Below are 18539 nucleotides of genomic sequence, written 5' to 3' on the forward strand. Positions count from 1 at the left end.
TTTTCTTCTTTACTGATTAGATTATCCTCAATTCAACTATAAAAAACAACAAATAGATTATTGTTATCTCTATAAAAAACAAATATCATTACGAATAATTTAATATCTAATTAAACTTTTGTTTGTTCGCTCAAAATTCTATTTTTGAACTCTTTAACCTAATTAAAAATTGTTGAACGAAGCTATTACCAAACTTAACTTCTTATTTGACTGGAGACCTTATCAAGCAAAAGTGCTTAAAAATTTTTCAGCTCATATACAGGATGATCATTTTCATATAGTTGCGCCGCCTGGTTCTGGGAAAACAATTTTAGGAATAGAAATTATTAAAAGAATAGGTAAAAAAACATTGATTCTAGCTCCCACTTTAACCATTAGAAACCAGTGGGAAGATCGTTTACAAAACTTTTTTACTACCGATTGTAATTTTTCTCAGATTTCATTTGATATTAAACAACCTTCTGATATTACTTTTTCTACATATCAGGCCTTACACAGTTTCTATAAGTCTTTTGATACTAAGGAAGCATATTATAATTTCTTTAAAAAACATCAAATAGAAGTTTTGCTATTAGATGAAGCCCATCACTTAAAAAACGCTTGGTGGAAATGTTTGTTTGATTTAAAAGAGCAGCACATGCAAACGGTAGTGGCTTTAACCGCCACTCCACCTTACGATAGTGATAATGCTGAAATTCAAAAGTATTTTAAGCTGTGTGGAGAGATTGATGATGAAATTGTAGTTCCTGATTTAGTGAAAGAGCAAAATCTTTGTCCGCATCAAGATTTAGTTTTTCTTTCCAAACCTGAAGATCAAGAAATTAATTTTATTACTGATTTTAGGCTTAAAATTTCTCAGTTTGTTACTGACATTTTAAAAGATGAAGAATTTATTTCTTTTCTAAAACAACACAGATTTTATGCTAAAACAGAGGAAAACTTAGAAGAACTCTACAAGTATTCTGATTTCTTTTCTTCTATGTTAATCTTCTTACACGAAGCAGGAGAAACTATTCCTTTGGAAAAGCTACAAGTATTAGGTTTTGATAAAGATGAAGAGATTGATTTTCCTTCAATTGCAAATGAATGGATTCAAATTTTGTTTCAACACTTATTAGTAACTGATCGTGAAAATCTTATTGAAGATGAAGTTTATTTAGATTTCTTAGAAAAAAAACTTCGAAAATTGGCCGTTTTCAGTAAAAACAAAGTCAATTTAGTAGGAAATGAACTTTTTTATAAATCACTCAGTAATAGTCCTAGTAAGTTAAAAAGTATTACCACGATTGTTCAACAAGAACAACAAAATTTACAACACGATTTACGTTGTGTTATTTTATCAGATTATATTAGAAAAGAATACCTAAACTGTTCTTTACCTGAAATAAAAGAAATTAAAAAACTAGGAGTTATTCCTATTTTTCATCATGTTAGAACAACTACTAAAAACAAAAATAGTTTAGCTGTTCTTACAGGTAGTTTAGTAATTATTCACAGTAGTAATATTGCTAAACTTGGTTTGATTGATGCTATTGACAACTACAATTACACTCCTTTAAAATCAGATACTGAGTTTGTAATTCTTACAACTAAAAGTTCATCTAAACATAGTATTGTTGAAGTCATCACTCAACTTTTTGAACTCGGACATATCAAAGTTTTAGTAGGTACAAAATCGTTATTAGGTGAAGGTTGGGACGCTCCATCCATTAATAGCTTAATTTTGGCTTCTGTTGTAGGCTCATTCGTTACTTCAAATCAAATGCGTGGTCGTGCAATTCGAGTAGATAGCAAAAATCCTAATAAAGTAGGGTTGATTTGGCATTTGGCTTGTATTGATATTTCGGATGAGTTTGGAGGACGAGACTTTGAAATTCTTACTCGTCGTTTTAATGCTTTCTTAGGTATTTCCAATGGTAAAAAAGCTGTTATAACTAGCGGAATTGAACGTTTACAGCTTCCTGCTAATTTTATTGATGAAGATATTCAACAACAAAATGAAAAGACTTTAGAGCTTTCTAAAAACAGAAATTTAATTTCTCAACGATGGACAAATGCCATTAGCAATGGAAAAGGAATTATTAAAGAACTTACCTTTTTTAATGAAAAGAATAAACAATATCCTAAACAGAAAAAGTTGTATTATCAAGATATTGTAAAATACACGATTGGTGAAATTATTATTGGTTTATCCTTTTTTCTTCCTGAATTTATCATCAAAAACTTTAATGTTTTATTACAAAAGGGAATTATTTACTTCCTATTTGCTTTGTCTTCTGCCTTAGGACTAACTTTTGGTTATAAAATTTATAAGTCTGTTCAATTGTATGTATACTTCGGATTGATTCATAAAAAAATAGATAAAATCGCATTGGCTATTTTGGAATCTCTTTATGAGCTAAACCTTTTAACAACACCATTAAACGATATACAAGTTCAAACTCAATTATTAGCTAAAGGAAATGTTTCTTGTACTATTCACGGAGCAAACAGGTATGAAAGTACACTATTCATAAAGGCTTTGGATGAGTTGTTACAACCTATCGATAACCCCAAATATTTACTGATAAAAACGAGTTGGTTCCGCAGAAAATTAAAGTTAAATAATTTCTTTCCTGTTCCAGAAATTTTTGGTGTTCGCAAAAAAGAATGTCTGGTTTTTCAATCTAATTGGAGCAAACATCTTGGTAAATCTAAGTTAGTATACACACGAACTTTGGATGGAAGAAAACTGTTACTAAAGGCAAGTCTTTTCCATATTCATAATGTGAATAGTGAACTTACTAAGAAAAATGTTGTTTGGAAATAAGTATTAAATTACACCCAGCTTTTAGGTTTAGCCAATACCTCTAATAATTTAGCTTCTTCAGAACCTTCTTCTGGATGGTGATTGTATTTCCACTGTACCGTTGGTGGTAAACTCATTAAAATACTTTCTATACGTCCGTTCGTTTTTAAACCAAATAAGGTTCCTCTATCATGTACTAAATTAAATTCTACATAACGACCACGACGTACTTCTTGCCAGTCTTTATGTTCTTGAGTGTATGCTATATCTTTTCTTCTCTCAACAATTGGTACATATGAGTTTAAAAAGCTATTTCCTACTTCTGTAACAAAATCATATCGATCTTGCATAGAGAACTCCTCTGTTTCTTTTAAATAGTCAAAGAACAAACCTCCTAAACCACGTGCTTCATTTCTGTGTGCATTCCAAAAGTAGTTATCACAGGTTTCTTTGAACTTTGGATAAAAATCTGGATGGTGCTTATCACAAGCTTCTTTACAAACAGTGTGAAAATGTTTTGCATCTTCTTCAAATAAGTAATACGGAGTTAAATCTTGTCCACCACCAAACCATTGTGTAACAATGTTTCCATCACCATCATACATTTCAAAATAACGCCAGTTAGCGTGTACTGTAGGTACAAATGGATTCTTTGGATGGATTACTAAACTTAATCCACAAGCGAAAAAGTCTCCACTTTCCACTCCAAATTGCTTTCTTAATGCTTCAGGCAACTCACCAAAAACTTTAGATATATTTACACCTCCTTTTTCAAAAATATTTCCATTTTCAATCACACGAGTTCTACCTCCTCCACCTTCAGCACGTTCCCATAAATCTTCTTGAAACTTAGCTTTACCATCTATAGCTTCTAATTTAGATGTTATGGTATCTTGTAATTCTTGAATGTAGGCGTAAAATTGTTCTTTCATGTGTTTGTTTCTGTTGAAGTGCAAAAGTACTTATTCTGGTAATTTTTTAAGCTGTATTTTCTTAATAGTTTCTGTAGTAGCTGCGGTTACTGATAATGGTAATACGAGAATTACTCCGATTACAGGAATTAATAAAAATAGCATAAATACAACTCCATTTCCTATAGCTAACCCCTTGTTTTCTTTTACAAAATTGATACTTTCTCTGTATTTAAAATGACGTTCAAGTGTATAGTCCATATTTCCAAAACCTGCATAGTATGCTTGCATTAAAAAAAGTAACACAGTTGAAACAATACCTATTACTGGGATAAATCCAAGTAATAAAATAGGAATCGTAAAAAATAACTCTCTTGCTAAATTTCTTAGATTGATGCGAATCCCCCTTATGAGTTGTTCTTGAAAAGAAGTTATTCTATGCGTATGATCTTCTCCTCTAAGGTAATCTTCAATTTTTTCTGAAACGGGACTCATAAAAGGTGCAGATAATGCCATTACAATATGTTTGTATAATACCAAACCTATTACCACAATAAGTAATCCACTTATAAAAGTACTAATTACCTCAAAGGTTTGTTTTCCAAATTCCCATTTCCAAAAATTTGCTACATAATGACCTATGTTATCTGAAAATGTATATGCCATAAAACCAACAAATGTTGCTGTTAATAGGCTTATAAACATTGGAATGATAAAATACTTCCATAGCTTTAATTTTGAAATCATTCCAAAAGCTCCAAAATAAGCTTGAATTCCTTTTACAATATTTTGTATCATATATTTTTTTCTGTGAAAATAAAAAACCTCTTTCAATAAAGAAAGAGGCCTGTAAAATATTGTTGAATTTATTTACTTTAAAATTGGCGCTAAAAAGTCTTCAAAATTCTTTGTATTAATTTCGTTTACTTTATCCCAACCTACTTCTTTTGTTGGTGTTGCTGCTCCTCTTTTAACGTTTACAAACTGTTTGTCTTTGTTAATTAGATAAGCTGTAGGGTAATCTAACTTGTGAACAAATCCACTAATATCTAAATAACCTTTTTTAACTTTATCTATTTCTCTTGCAGGTACTAGTTTGATTCTTTTATCTAGTTTTTCAGCCATTCTTTTAACTTTAGCTTCTTTGTCCCAAAAAATCATAACAAACTCTAATTGGTCATTATATTTTTCAACCATTTTGTTTAAAGCTGGCACATCTCCCCAACAAGGAGCTGACCAAGTTGCATTGGCTATAAGCACAATTGGCTTGTTAATTTTGTCAGTACTTACCGTTTTACTATCCATCGTAGTAAAATTATAATTTAACAAATAAGAGCCTTTAATGCACTTATCAATCAAACCTTCAGCACTTTCTTCTACACAATTGTTTACTGCAAAATTGTAATACGTTTTATTTTGTGCGAAAATAACGGTTGTTAAAAAACACATCAAAACAAAATATAATTTCTTCATTTTTAATTATTTAAAGGGGGTTATCTGTCGGCTTTATACTCTTTAACCGCATCAATAAATGCCTTTGCATTATCTAGCGGAATGTTCGGTAAAATTCCGTGCCCCAAGTTAACAATATATTTGTCTTTACCAAACTCATTTATCATTTGGTGTACCATCTTTTTTATTTCAGCTGGTGGAGACAACAATCTTGAAGGATCAAAGTTACCTTGTAAGGTAATATTTCCTCCTGTTAAATAACGAGCATTTCTTGCAGAACATGTCCAATCTACTCCTAAAGCTGAGGCGTTTGATTGTGCCATTTCATGTAAGGCAAACCAACAACCTTTACCAAAAGCAATAACTGGAGCATCATCTTTCAATGCTTCTATTATTTGATTGATGTACTGCCATGAAAATTCTTGATAATCTGTTGGAGATAACATTCCTCCCCAAGAATCAAAAACTTGTACAGCGTTTACACCTGCTTTTACCTTTTCTTTTAAATATGCAATTGTGGTATCTGTAATCTTCTGAAGCAATTCGTGTGCCAAAATTGGTTGAGTGAAACAAAATTCTTTTGCTTTGTCGAAATTTTTGGACCCTTGCCCTTGTACAACGTAACATAAAATTGTCCATGGAGACCCTGCAAAACCTATCAATGGTATTTCATCGTTTAGCTTTTCTTTGGTTGCTTTAATAGCATCCATTACATACCCTAATTCTTCATGAATATCAGGTATAATTACGTTGTCTAACCCTTTTTTATCTCTTACAGGATTTGGCAAATAAGGTCCAAAGTTAGGTTTCATTTCCACTTCAATGTTCATTGCTTGTGGAATTACTAAAATATCTGAGAATAATATCGCAGCATCCATTCCGTATCTACGAATTGGTTGTACTGTAATTTCTGATGCTAATTCTGGAGTTCTACAACGTGTAAAGAAATCGTACTTTTCACGAATTTCCATAAACTCTGGTAAATATCTTCCAGCTTGACGCATCATCCATACTGGTGGACGGTCAACTGTTTCTCCTTTTAAAGCTCTTAAAAATAAATCGTTTTTTATCATGTTATAGCTGTTAATTATTAGCATTTAGCCCATGGCTATTAGCTATTAGCTTTTTATTTTGTTTATTAATGAATTTATCATCTTTGCTTCTTTTTCAAGCAATTCAAAGATAGGTTTCAATTCTTCTGAAGATATAAAACCTAACTCTCCTATAATTATAAGTTGAGTTTCTACTTCAAAAAGTGATCCCATAGAAATTTCTAAAAACCTTTTAAACTCTATTTCACTATTTCTACTAGCTCCTTCAGCAATATTAGAGGGAATAGAAATAGTAGCTCTTGTTATTTGACTTCTTAACCCAAATTTTTCTTCAGAAGGTAATTTTTCAGAAAGATTGTAAACTCGTTTTACAATCTCAATTCCTTGTTTCCAAACATTTAAGTTTCTAAAATTTCTCATTTTTCTTTCTTCTAATAGCTAAAAGCTAACCTCTACAAGCAAGCAACTGCTTCCATCGACTTATCAATGGCATTAGCTACCTTTTGAATATCATTTTCCGTTAAAGCTGATGATAAGAACCAAGCTTCAAACTGACTTGGAGGTAAAAACACACCATTTCTAGTCATCTCCCAAAAGAAAGTAGCATATTTCTTTGTATCTGAAGTTTGTGCTTCTTCAAAGTTGGTTACTTTTTTATTGGTAAAGAATGGATTTATCATCGAACCAAATCGGTTAACTGTAATTTCAACTCCATGCTTTTTTGCTGATTCTAACAAAAATACTTCAATGATCTGAGCAATCTCGTTAAACTTTTCGTAAGGATTTTGTTTCTTTAATTCTGTTAAAGTTGAAATTCCCGCTGCCATGGCAATTGGATTTCCTGATAAAGTTCCTGCTTGGTACATTCCTCCTAATGGAGCTACTGTTTGCATAATTTCATTACGTGCTCCATACGCTCCTACTGGAAAACCTCCTCCAATTACTTTTCCTAAACAAGTAATGTCAGCTTCAACACCTAATACTTCTTGTGCTCCTCCAAACTTAGAACGGAAACCTGTCATTACCTCATCAATAATCAACAAGGCTCCTTTTGAGTTTACATACTCTTTTAATTCTTTTAAGAAATCATTTTGTGGAGTTACTACTCCCATATTTCCTGCAATAGGTTCTAAAATAACTCCTGCAATATCATCATGAGCTTCAAAATGTGCTTTTACACTTTCTAAATCATTGTAGTTTGCAATCAACGTATTTTTCACAGCTCCTTCTGGCACTCCTTTACTTCCTGGTAAACTCAACGTAGCTAAACCTGAACCTGCTGCCACTAATAAGGCATCTTGGTGTCCGTGGTAGCAACCAGCAAACTTTATAATTTTGTCTTTTCCAGTAAACGCTCTCGCTAAACGAATTCCGCTTAATACCGCCTCAGTACCAGAATTTACAAAACGAACTTTGTCCATTCCTGGGAAAGCATCGCAAACAATTTTTGCTAATTTAATTTCACCTTTTGTTGATGCTCCAAAAGAATATCCTTTTTTCAAAGCTTTTCTAATGGCTTTTTCTACTTTTTTATGGCGGTGTCCTAAAATCATTGGACCGTAAGACAATACTAAATCGATGTATGAATTGTTATCTACATCAGTAATCTTGCTTCCTTTCGCTTTTTTTATGAATAAAGGATTCCCTCCTACAGAAGCAAATGCACGTACTGGTGAATTTACTGCTCCTACTAAGTTTTCTAATCCTTTGTTATATAATTCTTGTGATTTCTTAAAGCTCATTCTTCGCTAATTATTAGTTGTTAATTATGAGTTTTTAGTTGATAAACCCATTTTTAAATTATCTCGTTAAAACTCTAGCAGCTTCTTTGGCAAAATAGGTTATGATAATATCTGCTCCCGCTCTTTTCATAGAAAGTAAGCTCTCCATCATTACTTTTTCACCATCAATCCATCCTTTTTCAGCGGCTGCTTTTACCATAGAATATTCTCCACTTACATTATAGCAAGCGATTGGTCTATCAAAATTATTTTTTAAATCCCTAATGATGTCCAAATATGATAGAGCTGGTTTTACCATTAAAATATCTGCTCCTTCTTCATCATCAAAAGTTGCCTCACGTAATCCTTCATCTCTATTAGAAGGATCCATTTGATAAGTTCTTCTATCTCCAAATGATGGTGCTGAATCTACCGCTTCTCTAAAAGGACCGTAAAATCCTGATGCGTATTTTACAGAATATCCCATGATTGGTAAGTTTGTAAAACCAGTATTGTCTAACGATTCACGCATCATAGCGATTGCTCCGTCCATCATTCCTGATGGAGCTACCATATCTGCTCCTGCTTTTGCATGTGATACCGTTTGCTTTGCTAAGTTCACTAAAGTAGCATCGTTATCTACATCATTATCGTGTATAACTCCACAATGACCGTGTGAGGTATATTCACAGAAACACACATCTGTAATTACATATAAACTTGGATAGTTCTTTTTAATGAATCGGATTGCTTGTTGCATAATTCCGTTGTCATTCCAAGTTTCGGTGCCTTCATCATCTTTTTTAGATGGGATCCCAAATAATAAAACTGCTGGGATTTTTAAGGCTACAACTTCGTCTAATTCTTTAGAAATAGTGTCTAATGAATAACGGTTGATTCCTGGCATTGAAGGAATTTCTGTTTCAATACCTGTTCCTTCTTCAATAAATAAAGGATATACAAAATCATCTACCGATAGTTTGTTTTCTCGAACTAAACGACGGATATTTTCTGTTTTTCTTAGTCTGCGTGTTCTAAACATAGTTTATTCTTTTACAAAGTGAAGGTTTACCAACTCTAATACACTTTCTACGGTTGGCATCTTTGCTATTTGTACTTCTTTAAAATGTTTTTTTGCTTCATTAGCAGTACTATCTCCAATACAAAAAGCTATTTTATCAGCAGTGTTTTTTTCCATGTAGCTTTCAACTGTTGATGGACTATAAAATAATACTCCGTTTACTTTTTCATCAACTTTTGCTGGACTGTACATTGTTTTATAAGCTTCGACTTCGTTTACAACAATATCGTTCGCCTTAAGAATAAGTGGTAACGTATCTAATCGTAAATTACTACAGAAATAAGTTACCTCTTGTCCTTTTAATTCTTTAGATAAATACTCAGATAGTTTTTTAGCATTTCTTTCTGAGTGTGTTACCTTCCCGATGCGCTGTTCAATTAACTTTTTAGTTCTTCTTCCAACACAATAAATATTTTTAAATTGTAATTCATCTGAAGTAAATGAGTTTAGTAATGCTTCTACTCCATTTTTACTTGTAATAATTACATTTTCTATTTCTTCTTTTACTACTTTAGGAGCAATTCTGTTAAAACGAATTTTGATAAAATCACTATCCTGAACACTCATATGTGTCGGTAATAATTTCTTTTGTGCTTCAGATAGTTTTTTTGTCGAATAAATTGAAAATTGCTTTTCAATTCCTTCGTCTTCCATCATAATTAACTTTCCTCCTTTATCTATCACATAATTAGCGCAATCTTTTGCTACATATTTATGCTTCCCTACTTTTACTTTTTTACTAACTTCAATTTTCTTTTTACCATCTCTACTTAGTAAAACTCCTTTAAAGTTAATTTCTTCTTCTTTTTCATTTATAAAAGCTAATGCCCCAATAGGTGCTGTACACCCACCTTCTAAACGATTTAAGAACTCACGTTCTATGCCTGTACAAATCTCAGTGTCTTTGTCATTTAATTCTGTACAAATCTCTTTAATTTCTTCATTCTCATCTAAAGCAGTAATCATAATAGCTCCTTGAGCTGGTGCTGGTATCATCCATGTTAAATTAACTGCTCCTTTAGGTCGTAAACCAACTCTTTCTAGTCCTGCCGCTGCAAAAATGGCTCCGTTCCAATCGTTATCTTCTAACTTTTGTAAACGTGTATTTACGTTTCCACGTAAGCCTTCTACGGTATGTGTTGGGTAACGATTTAACCACTGAGCTTTTCTACGTAAACTCCCTGTAGCAATTACTCCATTAGGTTGTGCCATGAACTCTTCATTGTCTTTTAACAACAAAATATCGTTATAATTTGCACGTTTTAAAACAGCTGCTTGTATAATACCTTCTGGCAATACTGTAGGAACATCTTTCATAGAATGTACTGCAATATCAATATCGTCATTCAACATGGCGATATCTAAATTTTTAGTAAAAATTCCTGTGATTCCTAATTCGTAAAGGGGTTTATCTAAAACTAAATCACCCGTTGCTTTAACGGGGATTAATTGAGTTTGATGACCTAATTCTTCTAAAAGTTTTTGAACTTTTTTTGCTTGCCACATAGCCAATTGGCTATCGCGTGTACCTATTCTAATTATCTTCTGCATGGATGGATTCTAAATTTGCTCCGAACACTTTAGCCATTACTTCAATACTTGTGTTTACTGAAGTTTCTTCGTCTTTTAAGTGTTTAACAAACTGTGTGGTTATTTTTTGAATAAATCTTGATGTTAATATTTCTGCTTGTTCTTCATCAAAATTTTTAATTTTCTTCTTATGGAAGGCTATTTCTCCTTGTTGAATGTTTTGTAACGATTCTTTTAAAGCGGTAATTGCTGGGGTAAATCTTCTGTGATTTAACCATTCTTGAAATTCTTGGTTATGAGTTTCAATAATCGCTTCGGCTACTGGTACTTCTTGTTGACGTATAGCTAATGTTTCATCAGTAATTTTTGAAAGATCATCTACATTCACCATCGTTACATTATCTAAATCAGCAACTTCTTTTGATACATTCGCTGGCATTGATAAATCTAAAATCAACAATTCTTTATCTGCAGGAACATGTTCTTTTGTTATTGTTGGAAAACTAGCTCCAGTAGAAACGATTAGTACATCACTTTTATGAACTTCTTCTGCTAAATTTGCATATGATGCTTTTATTATTGAGCTATGCTCTTTTACAAACGCTGAAGTTTTTTCTTCAGTTCTATTAATTAAACTTACTGATTTATTTTGAGTATACTCTGCTAAGTTTTTACAGGTATGTTTTCCCATTTTACCTAAACCGAATACTAAAATGTTTTTTGAATTATAATCTGGTAAATTATTAATTAAATACTGAACAGCTGCATACGATACAGAAGTTGTACCTGAACTTAATTTAGTTTCATTTTTAACTCGCTTACTTGCTTGCATTACATGATTCAATAAACGCTCAAAATATGCATTTGTAGTTCCTACTTCTTTAGCTTGCTTAAATGCCTGACGTAACTGCCCAACTATTTCGTAGTCTCCTAAAATTTGGCTATCCAACCCTGTTCCCATTCTAAACAAATGGTTAATGGCTTCTTTATTTTTATATACGTTTGATACGTTGGCAAATTCTTCTACAGAACCATTTGAGTATTTACACAACATACTTATTAACTGAAAAGGGTGTTCTGCAAAACCACAAATTTCTGTTCTATTACAAGTAGACAATACAAAAATTCCGTCTACCCCTTTTTGTTTTGCTTCCTCTAAAAGTTGAATTTGATTTTCTTTAGAAATACTAAATTTCCCCCTAATCGCAGCATCAGCTTTTTTATAACTAACGCCTATGTTGTATAAATTACTATGATGTTTATTTTCTACTGTCATTGAGTCTTCTTCAAAAAAGTCGGTCAAAAATATAAATATTGAACAAAAAAAAGTATCGCTAAAAGAACTTTTAATGTCGCTATTCGTTTTTTCACTCAAAAACACCTTAAAAACTTACACAAAAGTGTATTTTTGCAGTAAAATAGACTAGGAGAAACATTTTATTTTAGAATCATTCTAAATAATAAGATTTATAAAAACCACTGAATCCATGTCAAAAAACATCGCAGAAAGTACATTTAGAGAAGTTCCTATAGAACAAGGTTTTTTTGTACTAAAATTTCAGAATAACTCTGAAGAAATAGAGTTTTTCAAAAGAGATATAGACAACTCTTACATACAACTACACTACTGTGTTAAAGGTAATTGTAAATTTCATTTTAACAATAACAGCTACACTTTTAATGTTTTAGACAAGCATTCAATTTTCTTATATAATCCACAACAAGATCTACCAATTAACTTAGAAATATTACCAAAAACCTCTTTGGTATCCGTGCTAATTTCTATTGAAAAATTCCATACATTTTTTTCAAAAGAAGCTAGCTATATCCCTTTTTTAAGTGAAAACAATAAAAACAAGAAATATTACGACAATGCAGAAATAAATGCTAATGTTCTATTGGTGCTTCAACAAATTTTAACTGCAAAAAACCAAAGTTCAATGCGAGACCTTTATATAAAAGGTAAAACATATGAATTATTGAGTTTACATTTTGACAGTGGCGAAAACACCAATGAAGAATACTGTCCTTTCTTAGTTGATGACCGTGAGGTTTTAAAAATTAGAAAAGCAAAAGATATTATTATTGCTAGAATGAGTGAACCACCAAGCTTACAAGACTTGGCAAATGAAGTAGGCTTAAACTTAAAAAAACTAAAAGAAGGTTTTAAGCAAATTTATGGTGATACGGTGTACAGCTTTTTATTTGATTATAAAATGGAACATGCTCGTAAACTATTAGAAAGCAATCAGTACAATGTAAATGAAGTTGGGTTACAAGTTGGTTATAGTACTTCTAGCCACTTTATTTCTGCCTTTAAAAAGAAATTTGGCACTACACCTAAACAATATGTAATGAGTTTGCAGTAGACAGTAGATAGTAGACAGTAGACAGTAGACAGTAGACAGTAGACAGTAGACAGTAGACAAAATTAAAAGCTTACAAAATGAAACAACTAACTCATTATGATATAGAAAATAATCAGCAAGATTTTCCAGTAACTATTGTATGTGATGCTATCCGTACTCCTGAAAACATAGGAATGTGCTTTCGTATTTCTGAAAGTTTTGGAGTATCTAAAATCTATTTACATGAAAGTTCTCCTTCTATAGATAATAGAATTGTTAAGAAAACTGCTCGAAATACTATTCAACAAATACCATATGATACCTATGGGAATTTTGAACAACTTATCCATCAATTAAAGGAAGAAGGAAACACCATTATTGGTATTGAAATTACCGATGAAAGCATAAACATTAGCGATTACGATTTTACTTCACATTCTAAAATTGTGTTACTTTTGGGTAGCGAAAGAAATGGTATAGAAAACGTTAACTTAGTAGATGCAACTGTAGCTATACCAATGTATGGGCGTAACTCTAGCATGAATGTAATTCATAGCTTAGCTATTGCTCTATACGAAACAACAAACCAATTAAATAAAAAGATTCTGAAATAAATTCAGCCAAAATATGAAAGGAGTTTTATTAGTAAACCTTGGATCACCAGAAAGTACAAACCCAAAAGACGTAAAAAAATACTTAGGAGAATTTTTAATGGATGAACGTGTTATTGATGTTCCTTATTGGTTAAGAACATTTATTGTTAAAGGTATTATTTTAAATACTCGTCCTAAAAAATCGGCAGAAGCCTATCAAAAAATTTGGTGGGAAGAAGGTTCCCCTTTAATTGTACTATCAGAACGTTTACAAAACAAAGTACAAGCAAAAACAGAACTCCCTGTTGCTTTAGCAATGCGTTATGGAAATCCATCAATTAAAAGTGGATTACAAGAATTACATGATAAGGGGGTTACTGAAGTTTTATTAGTTCCGTTATATCCTCAGTTTGCCATGGCAACTACTGAAACTATTTTGGTATTAGCTGAAGAGTTAAGAAAAGAATTCTTTCCTAACATGAAAATTACCGATGTACCTGCTTTCTATAACAAACCAGAATACATCAAAGCATTATCTAATAGCATAAAAGATTATTTATCTGATAAAGATTACGACCATATTTTATTCTCTTATCATGGAGTACCTGAGCGACACATCAGAAAATCTGACATTACAAAATCGCACTGTAACCCTGAAGCAGGAAATTTAAGTTGTTGTAACAATCCTTCTGAAGCTCATAAATATTGCTACCGTCACCAATGTTATCAAACTACCAAAAATGTGATTTCTGAATTAGGTCTAGACGAAAATAAAGTATCAACTTCATTTCAATCTCGCTTAGGTGTAGATCCTTGGCTACAACCTTATACCGACAGAACTATTGTTAACAAAGCTGAAAAAGAAGGCATAAAAAAACTAGCGATAGTAACTCCCGCTTTTATTTCTGATTGTTTAGAAACTTTAGAAGAAATAGCAATGGAGGGTAAACATGAATTTTTGGAAGCTGGTGGTGAAGAGTTTTACACTGTTCCTTGTATTAATGATAATGATGAATGGGTAGATGTTTTAGCAGGATGGATTAACGATTTCAATAAAAATTAATTATGGACTTTTTATACGTAAAGGCATTACACATCATATTTGTAATAACTTGGTTTGCTGGATTATTTTACATAGGTCGTCTGTTTATTTACCATGTAGAGGCAGAAAAAAAAGACGAGCCAGCCAAGTCTATATTACAAACCCAATACAAGTTAATGTCTAAACGTTTATGGTACATTATTACTTGGCCTTCTTTATTTTTAGCAAGTTTTTTTGCTTTTTGGATGCTATATAAAAATCCTTATTATTTAAAAATGCCGTGGATGCATGTAAAATTAGCCTTTGTATTAGCGCTGTATTTTTATCACGGATTTTGCCATAAAATATACAAAGAACTACAACGTGACGAGGTTAAATACACACCTAATAAACTTCGAATGTTTAATGAAATTCCAACTGTAATTTTATTTGCTGTTGTATTTTTAGTAGTTTTAAAAAGTGCTATTAACTGGATTTGGGGAGTTGTAGGAATTATCTTATTTGGAGTATTATTGATGATTGGTATTCGTTATTATAAAAAAGTAAGAGCTAAAAAATCTTGGGATAAATACGAACAAGAGTTGATTGAAGAAGATGATAAAAGTTAAAATCATGAATCGTAGAAAAGATTAATACTTAAAAAAACAGCCTTGGAATTCCAAAGCTGTTTTTTTTTACGTTTTGTTATAGTTTCTAAAGACCAAAATTACTGTTTGTTTATTTCTTTTTTTACACAATTAACTTTACTACTTTCGTCGACTATTATAAACTCTTAAATTATACTAAGCTATGAAAATAATTATTACACTATCAATTTTAGCAGCAAGCCTACTTTCTTGTTCTTCAAACGAGAATACTCCTTTGAGTGATGATATTATTATTGGAAAATGGCAATTAATTCGTCAGTATGGTGATGACACTGATGATTGCACAAAAAAATCAACAATAACCTTTGAAAATGATTTTGATTTAATAATTAACACTTACCTTTCTTTAACAGACGATGAATGTGTAAGCACTGGCACAACTAAAGGTAATTGGAACAAAAAAAGCGAAAACCTATATACTTTAGAAAAACAAGGGGCATCCATAGATACCTCAATTAGATTTGAAGACAACAATAATACTTTAATTTTTCTAGAAGCGGGCGAAGAAGAACTAGCTTACAGGAGAAAATAATTAGCTTAAAAAGCGGAGTTCGAAAACTTCGCTTTTTTTATCCTTTAATCGACTGTTCAAAAGGAATTCTATTCACAATACTTCGTCCAAGCGTCACCTCATCTGCATATTCTAACTCATCTCCTACCGAGATTCCTCTTGCAATAGTTGATGTTTTTACTCCGTATTGTTCTATTTGCTTATAAATATAAAAATTGGTGGTATCACCTTCCATCGTAGAACTCAAAGCAAAAATCAACTCTTTAATTTCTCCTTCTTTTACCTTTTCTACTAATGATTCAATCTGTAAATTTTGAGGACCAATTCCTTCAATAGGAGAAATCTTTCCCCCTAACACATGGTACAAACCTCTGTATTGTGCAGTATTTTCAATCGCCATCACATCACGAATATCTTCTACCACACATACAATCTCTGCATTTCGCTTCGGATTACTACAAATATCACATAACACTGTATCAGAAATATTATGACATTTTTTACACGATTTTACATCGTTACGTAAATGCGTTAAAGCCTCTGCTAAATACTTCGTATTTTCTTTCGGTTGTTTTAATAAATGTAACACCAAACGAAGTGCTGTACGCTTACCAATTCCTGGTAATCGACTTACTTCATTTACCGCATTTTCTAATAATTTTGACGAAAAATCCATGTTGCGAATTTACAATTTTTCGATAAGGATTAAGTATCTTCGTAGCTTTTAAATTAAAACTTCAATTCACATGAATTCAGAGATAAGAAACCTAGAACCAAAAGCTGTTTGGAAAAATTTTGCCGACTTAAACGCTGTACCTCGCCCTTCTAAAAAAGAAGAAAGAGTAATTCAGTTTATGGTAGATTTCGGTAAGAAATTAAATCTTGAAACCATGGTTGATAAAGTTGGGAATGTAATTATTCGCAAGCCTGCTTCAACTGGAATGGAAGACAGAAAAACAGTCGTTATGCAAAGTCATTTAGACATGGTACACCAAAAAAATGCTGATACTGTTTTTGATTTTGATACCGAAGGAATCAAAATGTTCGTAGATGGTGATTGGGTAAAAGCTGACGGAACTACGTTAGGAGCTGACAACGGTTTAGGTGTTGCTGCCATTATGGGAGTTTTAGAATCTACAGATATTGCTCACCCAGCTATTGAAGCTTTATTCACAATTGATGAGGAAACAGGTATGACTGGTGCCATGGGGCTTGAAGGTGGATTATTAGAGGGTGAAATTTTATTGAACCTTGACACTGAGGAAGATGATGAAATTGGAATGGGATGCGCTGGTGGTGTAGATGTTACTGCTACTAGAAGTTATAATGAAGAGATTACTCCTGAAAATACAATCGCCTATGAAATTTCTGTTACAGGATTAAATGGTGGTCACTCAGGAATGGATATTATTAAAGGTTTAGGAAACGCGAATAAAATTATGAACCGTTTATTATTTGACGGTTTTACTAACTTCGGATTACGTGTTGCAGAAATTAATGGAGGTAGTTTACGTAATGCTATTCCTCGCGAAAGTTTTTCTACTGTAGTTATTGATGCTGTTTCTAAAGAACCTTTCTTATTTGAAATACATGAGCTTATTAACAATATTAAAGCTGAGTTTTCAACATTAGAACCTAACCTTACTATTGAATTAAAAGAAGTTGACACTCCAGAAAATGTAATGGACTTAGGTGTTCAAGAAGGATTAATTAAAGCTGTTTACGCTGCTTTAAATGGTGTATATCGTATGAGTCCTGATATTGAAGGATTAGTAGAAACTTCAAATAATATTGCTCGTATTATTGTAAAAGACGGAGCTATTAAAATTGGATGTTTAACACGTTCTTCTTCTGAAACTAATAAATGGGATTTAGCCAACTCGTTACGTTCATCTTTTGAATTAGCTGGTTTTGATGTAGAATTTTCAGGTTCTTACCCAGGGTGGTTACCAAACGTAAATTCTGAAATATTAAAAACTGTAACTAACTTATACGAAGAATTACACAACGATAAACCTATTGTAGCTGCATGTCACGCAGGTTTAGAATGTGGTATTTTAGGCCAGAACTACCCAGAAATGGATATGGTTTCTTTCGGACCAAATATTAAAGGTGCACATTCACCAGATGAGCGCGCACAAATATCATCAACACAAAAATTCTGGAAGTTTTTATTAGAGATTTTAAAGAACACTCCTGTAAAGAATTAAAGACTTACACATAAACTTTAAAACCACAGCTTTTCAGTTGTGGTTTTTTGTTTACATTTATAAAATGAATTTTTTAGCGCATTTATACCTTTCTGAAAGCAACACCAATATTATGATTGGTAACTTCATAGCTGACCATATAAAAGGTAATAAGTTTTCTCACTTTCATGAAGACATTCAAAAAGGTATATTACTACATCGAGAAATTGACACCTATACAGATGCGCACAAAATTGTTAGAATTAGCAAACGAAGATTACACGAACGTTACCGACACTATGATGGTGTAATTATTGATATTTTTTACGATCATTATTTAGCAAAAAACTGGAGAAATTACTCAGAAATCCCATTAAACATTTATGTAAACTCGGTTTATAAATTGCTTCAAGAAAACATTGATATTCTTCCTGAGAAAACTCAGAAAATACTTCCTTATATGATACAATACAATTGGTTATATAACTACCAATTTGCTAAAGGAATTCAAGAAGTCTTAAACGGAATGAATAAGCGCACTAATGGTAAATCAAAAATGAATTTGGCTACTGGAGATTTATTAGAGCATTATCAAATTTTTGAAAATGATTTTACTACTTTTTTTGAAGATTTACGCGAATTTTCTCATCAAAAACTAAAAGAACTAAGCTAAA

Annotated in this window: 18 protein-coding genes; 8 read left to right on the forward strand and 10 right to left on the reverse strand. The window is 31.9% G+C overall.

What is annotated here, in order from left to right; all coding sequences use genetic code 11:
• The first annotated feature begins 172 nt into the window (after positions 1-172).
• Positions 173-2809 (forward strand): DEAD/DEAH box helicase family protein, encoded by a 2637-nt coding sequence (locus LCI24_RS09055; RefSeq protein WP_274640090.1) that lies wholly within the window; start codon positions 173-175, stop codon positions 2807-2809.
• Positions 2810-2817: 8 nt separating this feature from the next.
• Here LCI24_RS09055 and hemF read toward each other — a convergent pair whose 3' ends face one another.
• The 9 genes from hemF to hemA all read right to left on the reverse strand — a co-directional run bounded on the left by hemF (position 2818) and on the right by hemA (position 11811).
• Positions 2818-3720, reverse strand: coding sequence for an oxygen-dependent coproporphyrinogen oxidase (hemF, locus tag LCI24_RS09060; protein WP_274640091.1), 903 nt, complete (start codon positions 3718-3720; stop codon positions 2818-2820).
• Between the two features lie 30 nt (positions 3721-3750).
• Positions 3751-4497, reverse strand: a complete 747-nt coding sequence (locus LCI24_RS09065) for an EI24 domain-containing protein (RefSeq protein WP_274640092.1) — start codon at positions 4495-4497, stop codon at positions 3751-3753.
• A gap of 72 nt (positions 4498-4569) precedes the next feature.
• A complete protein-coding gene (locus tag LCI24_RS09070) occupies positions 4570-5172 on the reverse strand; it encodes a TlpA family protein disulfide reductase (RefSeq protein ID WP_274640093.1) in 603 nt (200 codons plus the stop codon).
• Positions 5173-5192: 20 nt separating this feature from the next.
• Positions 5193-6224, reverse strand: a complete 1032-nt coding sequence (gene hemE / locus LCI24_RS09075) for a uroporphyrinogen decarboxylase (RefSeq protein WP_121147524.1) — start codon at positions 6222-6224, stop codon at positions 5193-5195.
• Positions 6225-6269: 45 nt separating this feature from the next.
• Positions 6270-6623, reverse strand: coding sequence for a four helix bundle protein (locus LCI24_RS09080; protein ID WP_274640094.1), 354 nt, complete (start codon positions 6621-6623; stop codon positions 6270-6272).
• Positions 6624-6655: 32 nt separating this feature from the next.
• Positions 6656-7945 (reverse strand): glutamate-1-semialdehyde 2,1-aminomutase, encoded by a 1290-nt coding sequence (gene hemL / locus LCI24_RS09085; RefSeq protein ID WP_274640095.1) that lies wholly within the window; start codon positions 7943-7945, stop codon positions 6656-6658.
• 58 nt (positions 7946-8003) lie between these two features.
• Positions 8004-8966 carry a porphobilinogen synthase gene (hemB, locus tag LCI24_RS09090; protein ID WP_274640096.1) on the reverse strand — a complete coding sequence of 321 codons (963 nt, stop codon included), beginning with the start codon at positions 8964-8966 and terminating at the stop codon, positions 8004-8006.
• Between the two features lie 3 nt (positions 8967-8969).
• The gene (hemC, locus tag LCI24_RS09095) at positions 8970-10556 is read right to left on the reverse strand and encodes a hydroxymethylbilane synthase (RefSeq protein ID WP_274640097.1); all 1587 of its coding nucleotides are present in this window, start codon (positions 10554-10556) and stop codon (positions 8970-8972) included.
• Positions 10540-11811: a glutamyl-tRNA reductase gene (gene hemA, locus LCI24_RS09100; protein WP_274640239.1), complete on the reverse strand. Its 1272-nt coding sequence runs from the start codon at positions 11809-11811 to the stop codon at positions 10540-10542. The genes hemC and hemA overlap by 17 nt, the downstream gene beginning before the upstream one ends.
• A 211-nt stretch (positions 11812-12022) precedes the next feature.
• Here hemA and LCI24_RS09105 point away from each other — a divergent pair, with 211 nt between their 5' ends.
• The 5 genes from LCI24_RS09105 (at position 12023) to LCI24_RS09125 (ending at position 15697) form a co-directional block, all read left to right on the forward strand.
• Entirely contained in the window at positions 12023-12904 is an 882-nt protein-coding gene (locus LCI24_RS09105) for a helix-turn-helix transcriptional regulator (RefSeq protein ID WP_274640098.1), read from the forward strand.
• 77 nt (positions 12905-12981) lie between these two features.
• Positions 12982-13497: a TrmH family RNA methyltransferase gene (locus LCI24_RS09110; protein ID WP_099213773.1), complete on the forward strand. Its 516-nt coding sequence runs from the start codon at positions 12982-12984 to the stop codon at positions 13495-13497.
• Between the two features lie 13 nt (positions 13498-13510).
• Positions 13511-14539 (forward strand): ferrochelatase, encoded by a 1029-nt coding sequence (hemH, locus tag LCI24_RS09115; RefSeq protein ID WP_099213774.1) that lies wholly within the window; start codon positions 13511-13513, stop codon positions 14537-14539.
• 2 nt (positions 14540-14541) lie between these two features.
• A complete protein-coding gene (locus LCI24_RS09120; RefSeq protein WP_274640099.1) occupies positions 14542-15126 on the forward strand; it encodes a CopD family protein in 585 nt (194 codons plus the stop codon).
• A 181-nt stretch (positions 15127-15307) separates the two neighbouring features.
• Positions 15308-15697 carry a lipocalin-like domain-containing protein gene (locus LCI24_RS09125; protein ID WP_274640100.1) on the forward strand — a complete coding sequence of 130 codons (390 nt, stop codon included), beginning with the start codon at positions 15308-15310 and terminating at the stop codon, positions 15695-15697.
• 37 nt (positions 15698-15734) lie between these two features.
• Here the strand turns inward: LCI24_RS09125 and recR are convergent, their stop codons facing one another.
• Positions 15735-16352, reverse strand: a complete 618-nt coding sequence (recR, locus tag LCI24_RS09130; protein WP_274640101.1) for a recombination mediator RecR — start codon at positions 16350-16352, stop codon at positions 15735-15737.
• Positions 16353-16422: 70 nt separating this feature from the next.
• On the opposite strand from recR, the gene LCI24_RS09135 reads away from it, so the two are divergent.
• Positions 16423-17886, forward strand: coding sequence for an aminoacyl-histidine dipeptidase (locus tag LCI24_RS09135; RefSeq protein WP_274640102.1), 1464 nt, complete (start codon positions 16423-16425; stop codon positions 17884-17886).
• Positions 17887-17950: 64 nt separating this feature from the next.
• Positions 17951-18538, forward strand: coding sequence for an acyl carrier protein phosphodiesterase (locus LCI24_RS09140; protein WP_274640103.1), 588 nt, complete (start codon positions 17951-17953; stop codon positions 18536-18538).
• Position 18539: the final 1 nt, after the last annotated feature.

The organism is Tenacibaculum larymnensis (genome assembly GCF_028829235.1).
Taxonomy (GTDB): Bacteria; Bacteroidota; Bacteroidia; order Flavobacteriales; family Flavobacteriaceae; genus Polaribacter; species Polaribacter larymnensis.

Excerpts from the sequence above, each read along its gene's own strand:
- LCI24_RS09140 (WP_274640103.1), top strand. The coding sequence starts at position 17,951 with ATGAATTTTTTAGCGCATTTATACCTTTCTGAAAGCAACACCAATATT.
- hemH (WP_099213774.1), top strand. The coding sequence starts at position 13,511 with ATGAAAGGAGTTTTATTAGTAAACCTTGGATCACCAGAAAGTACAAAC.
- LCI24_RS09070 (WP_274640093.1), bottom strand. The coding sequence starts at position 5,172 with ATGAAGAAATTATATTTTGTTTTGATGTGTTTTTTAACAACCGTTATT.
- hemA (WP_274640239.1), bottom strand. The coding sequence starts at position 11,811 with ATGACAGTAGAAAATAAACATCATAGTAATTTATACAACATAGGCGTT.
- LCI24_RS09120 (WP_274640099.1), top strand. The coding sequence starts at position 14,542 with ATGGACTTTTTATACGTAAAGGCATTACACATCATATTTGTAATAACT.
- hemB (WP_274640096.1), bottom strand. The coding sequence starts at position 8,966 with ATGTTTAGAACACGCAGACTAAGAAAAACAGAAAATATCCGTCGTTTA.
- LCI24_RS09105 (WP_274640098.1), top strand. The coding sequence starts at position 12,023 with ATGTCAAAAAACATCGCAGAAAGTACATTTAGAGAAGTTCCTATAGAA.
- hemE (WP_121147524.1), bottom strand. The coding sequence starts at position 6,224 with ATGATAAAAAACGATTTATTTTTAAGAGCTTTAAAAGGAGAAACAGTT.
- recR (WP_274640101.1), bottom strand. The coding sequence starts at position 16,352 with ATGGATTTTTCGTCAAAATTATTAGAAAATGCGGTAAATGAAGTAAGT.
- LCI24_RS09065 (WP_274640092.1), bottom strand. The coding sequence starts at position 4,497 with ATGATACAAAATATTGTAAAAGGAATTCAAGCTTATTTTGGAGCTTTT.
- LCI24_RS09080 (WP_274640094.1), bottom strand. The coding sequence starts at position 6,623 with ATGAGAAATTTTAGAAACTTAAATGTTTGGAAACAAGGAATTGAGATT.
- LCI24_RS09110 (WP_099213773.1), top strand. The coding sequence starts at position 12,982 with ATGAAACAACTAACTCATTATGATATAGAAAATAATCAGCAAGATTTT.
- LCI24_RS09135 (WP_274640102.1), top strand. The coding sequence starts at position 16,423 with ATGAATTCAGAGATAAGAAACCTAGAACCAAAAGCTGTTTGGAAAAAT.
- LCI24_RS09125 (WP_274640100.1), top strand. The coding sequence starts at position 15,308 with ATGAAAATAATTATTACACTATCAATTTTAGCAGCAAGCCTACTTTCT.
- hemF (WP_274640091.1), bottom strand. The coding sequence starts at position 3,720 with ATGAAAGAACAATTTTACGCCTACATTCAAGAATTACAAGATACCATA.
- hemC (WP_274640097.1), bottom strand. The coding sequence starts at position 10,556 with ATGCAGAAGATAATTAGAATAGGTACACGCGATAGCCAATTGGCTATG.
- hemL (WP_274640095.1), bottom strand. The coding sequence starts at position 7,945 with ATGAGCTTTAAGAAATCACAAGAATTATATAACAAAGGATTAGAAAAC.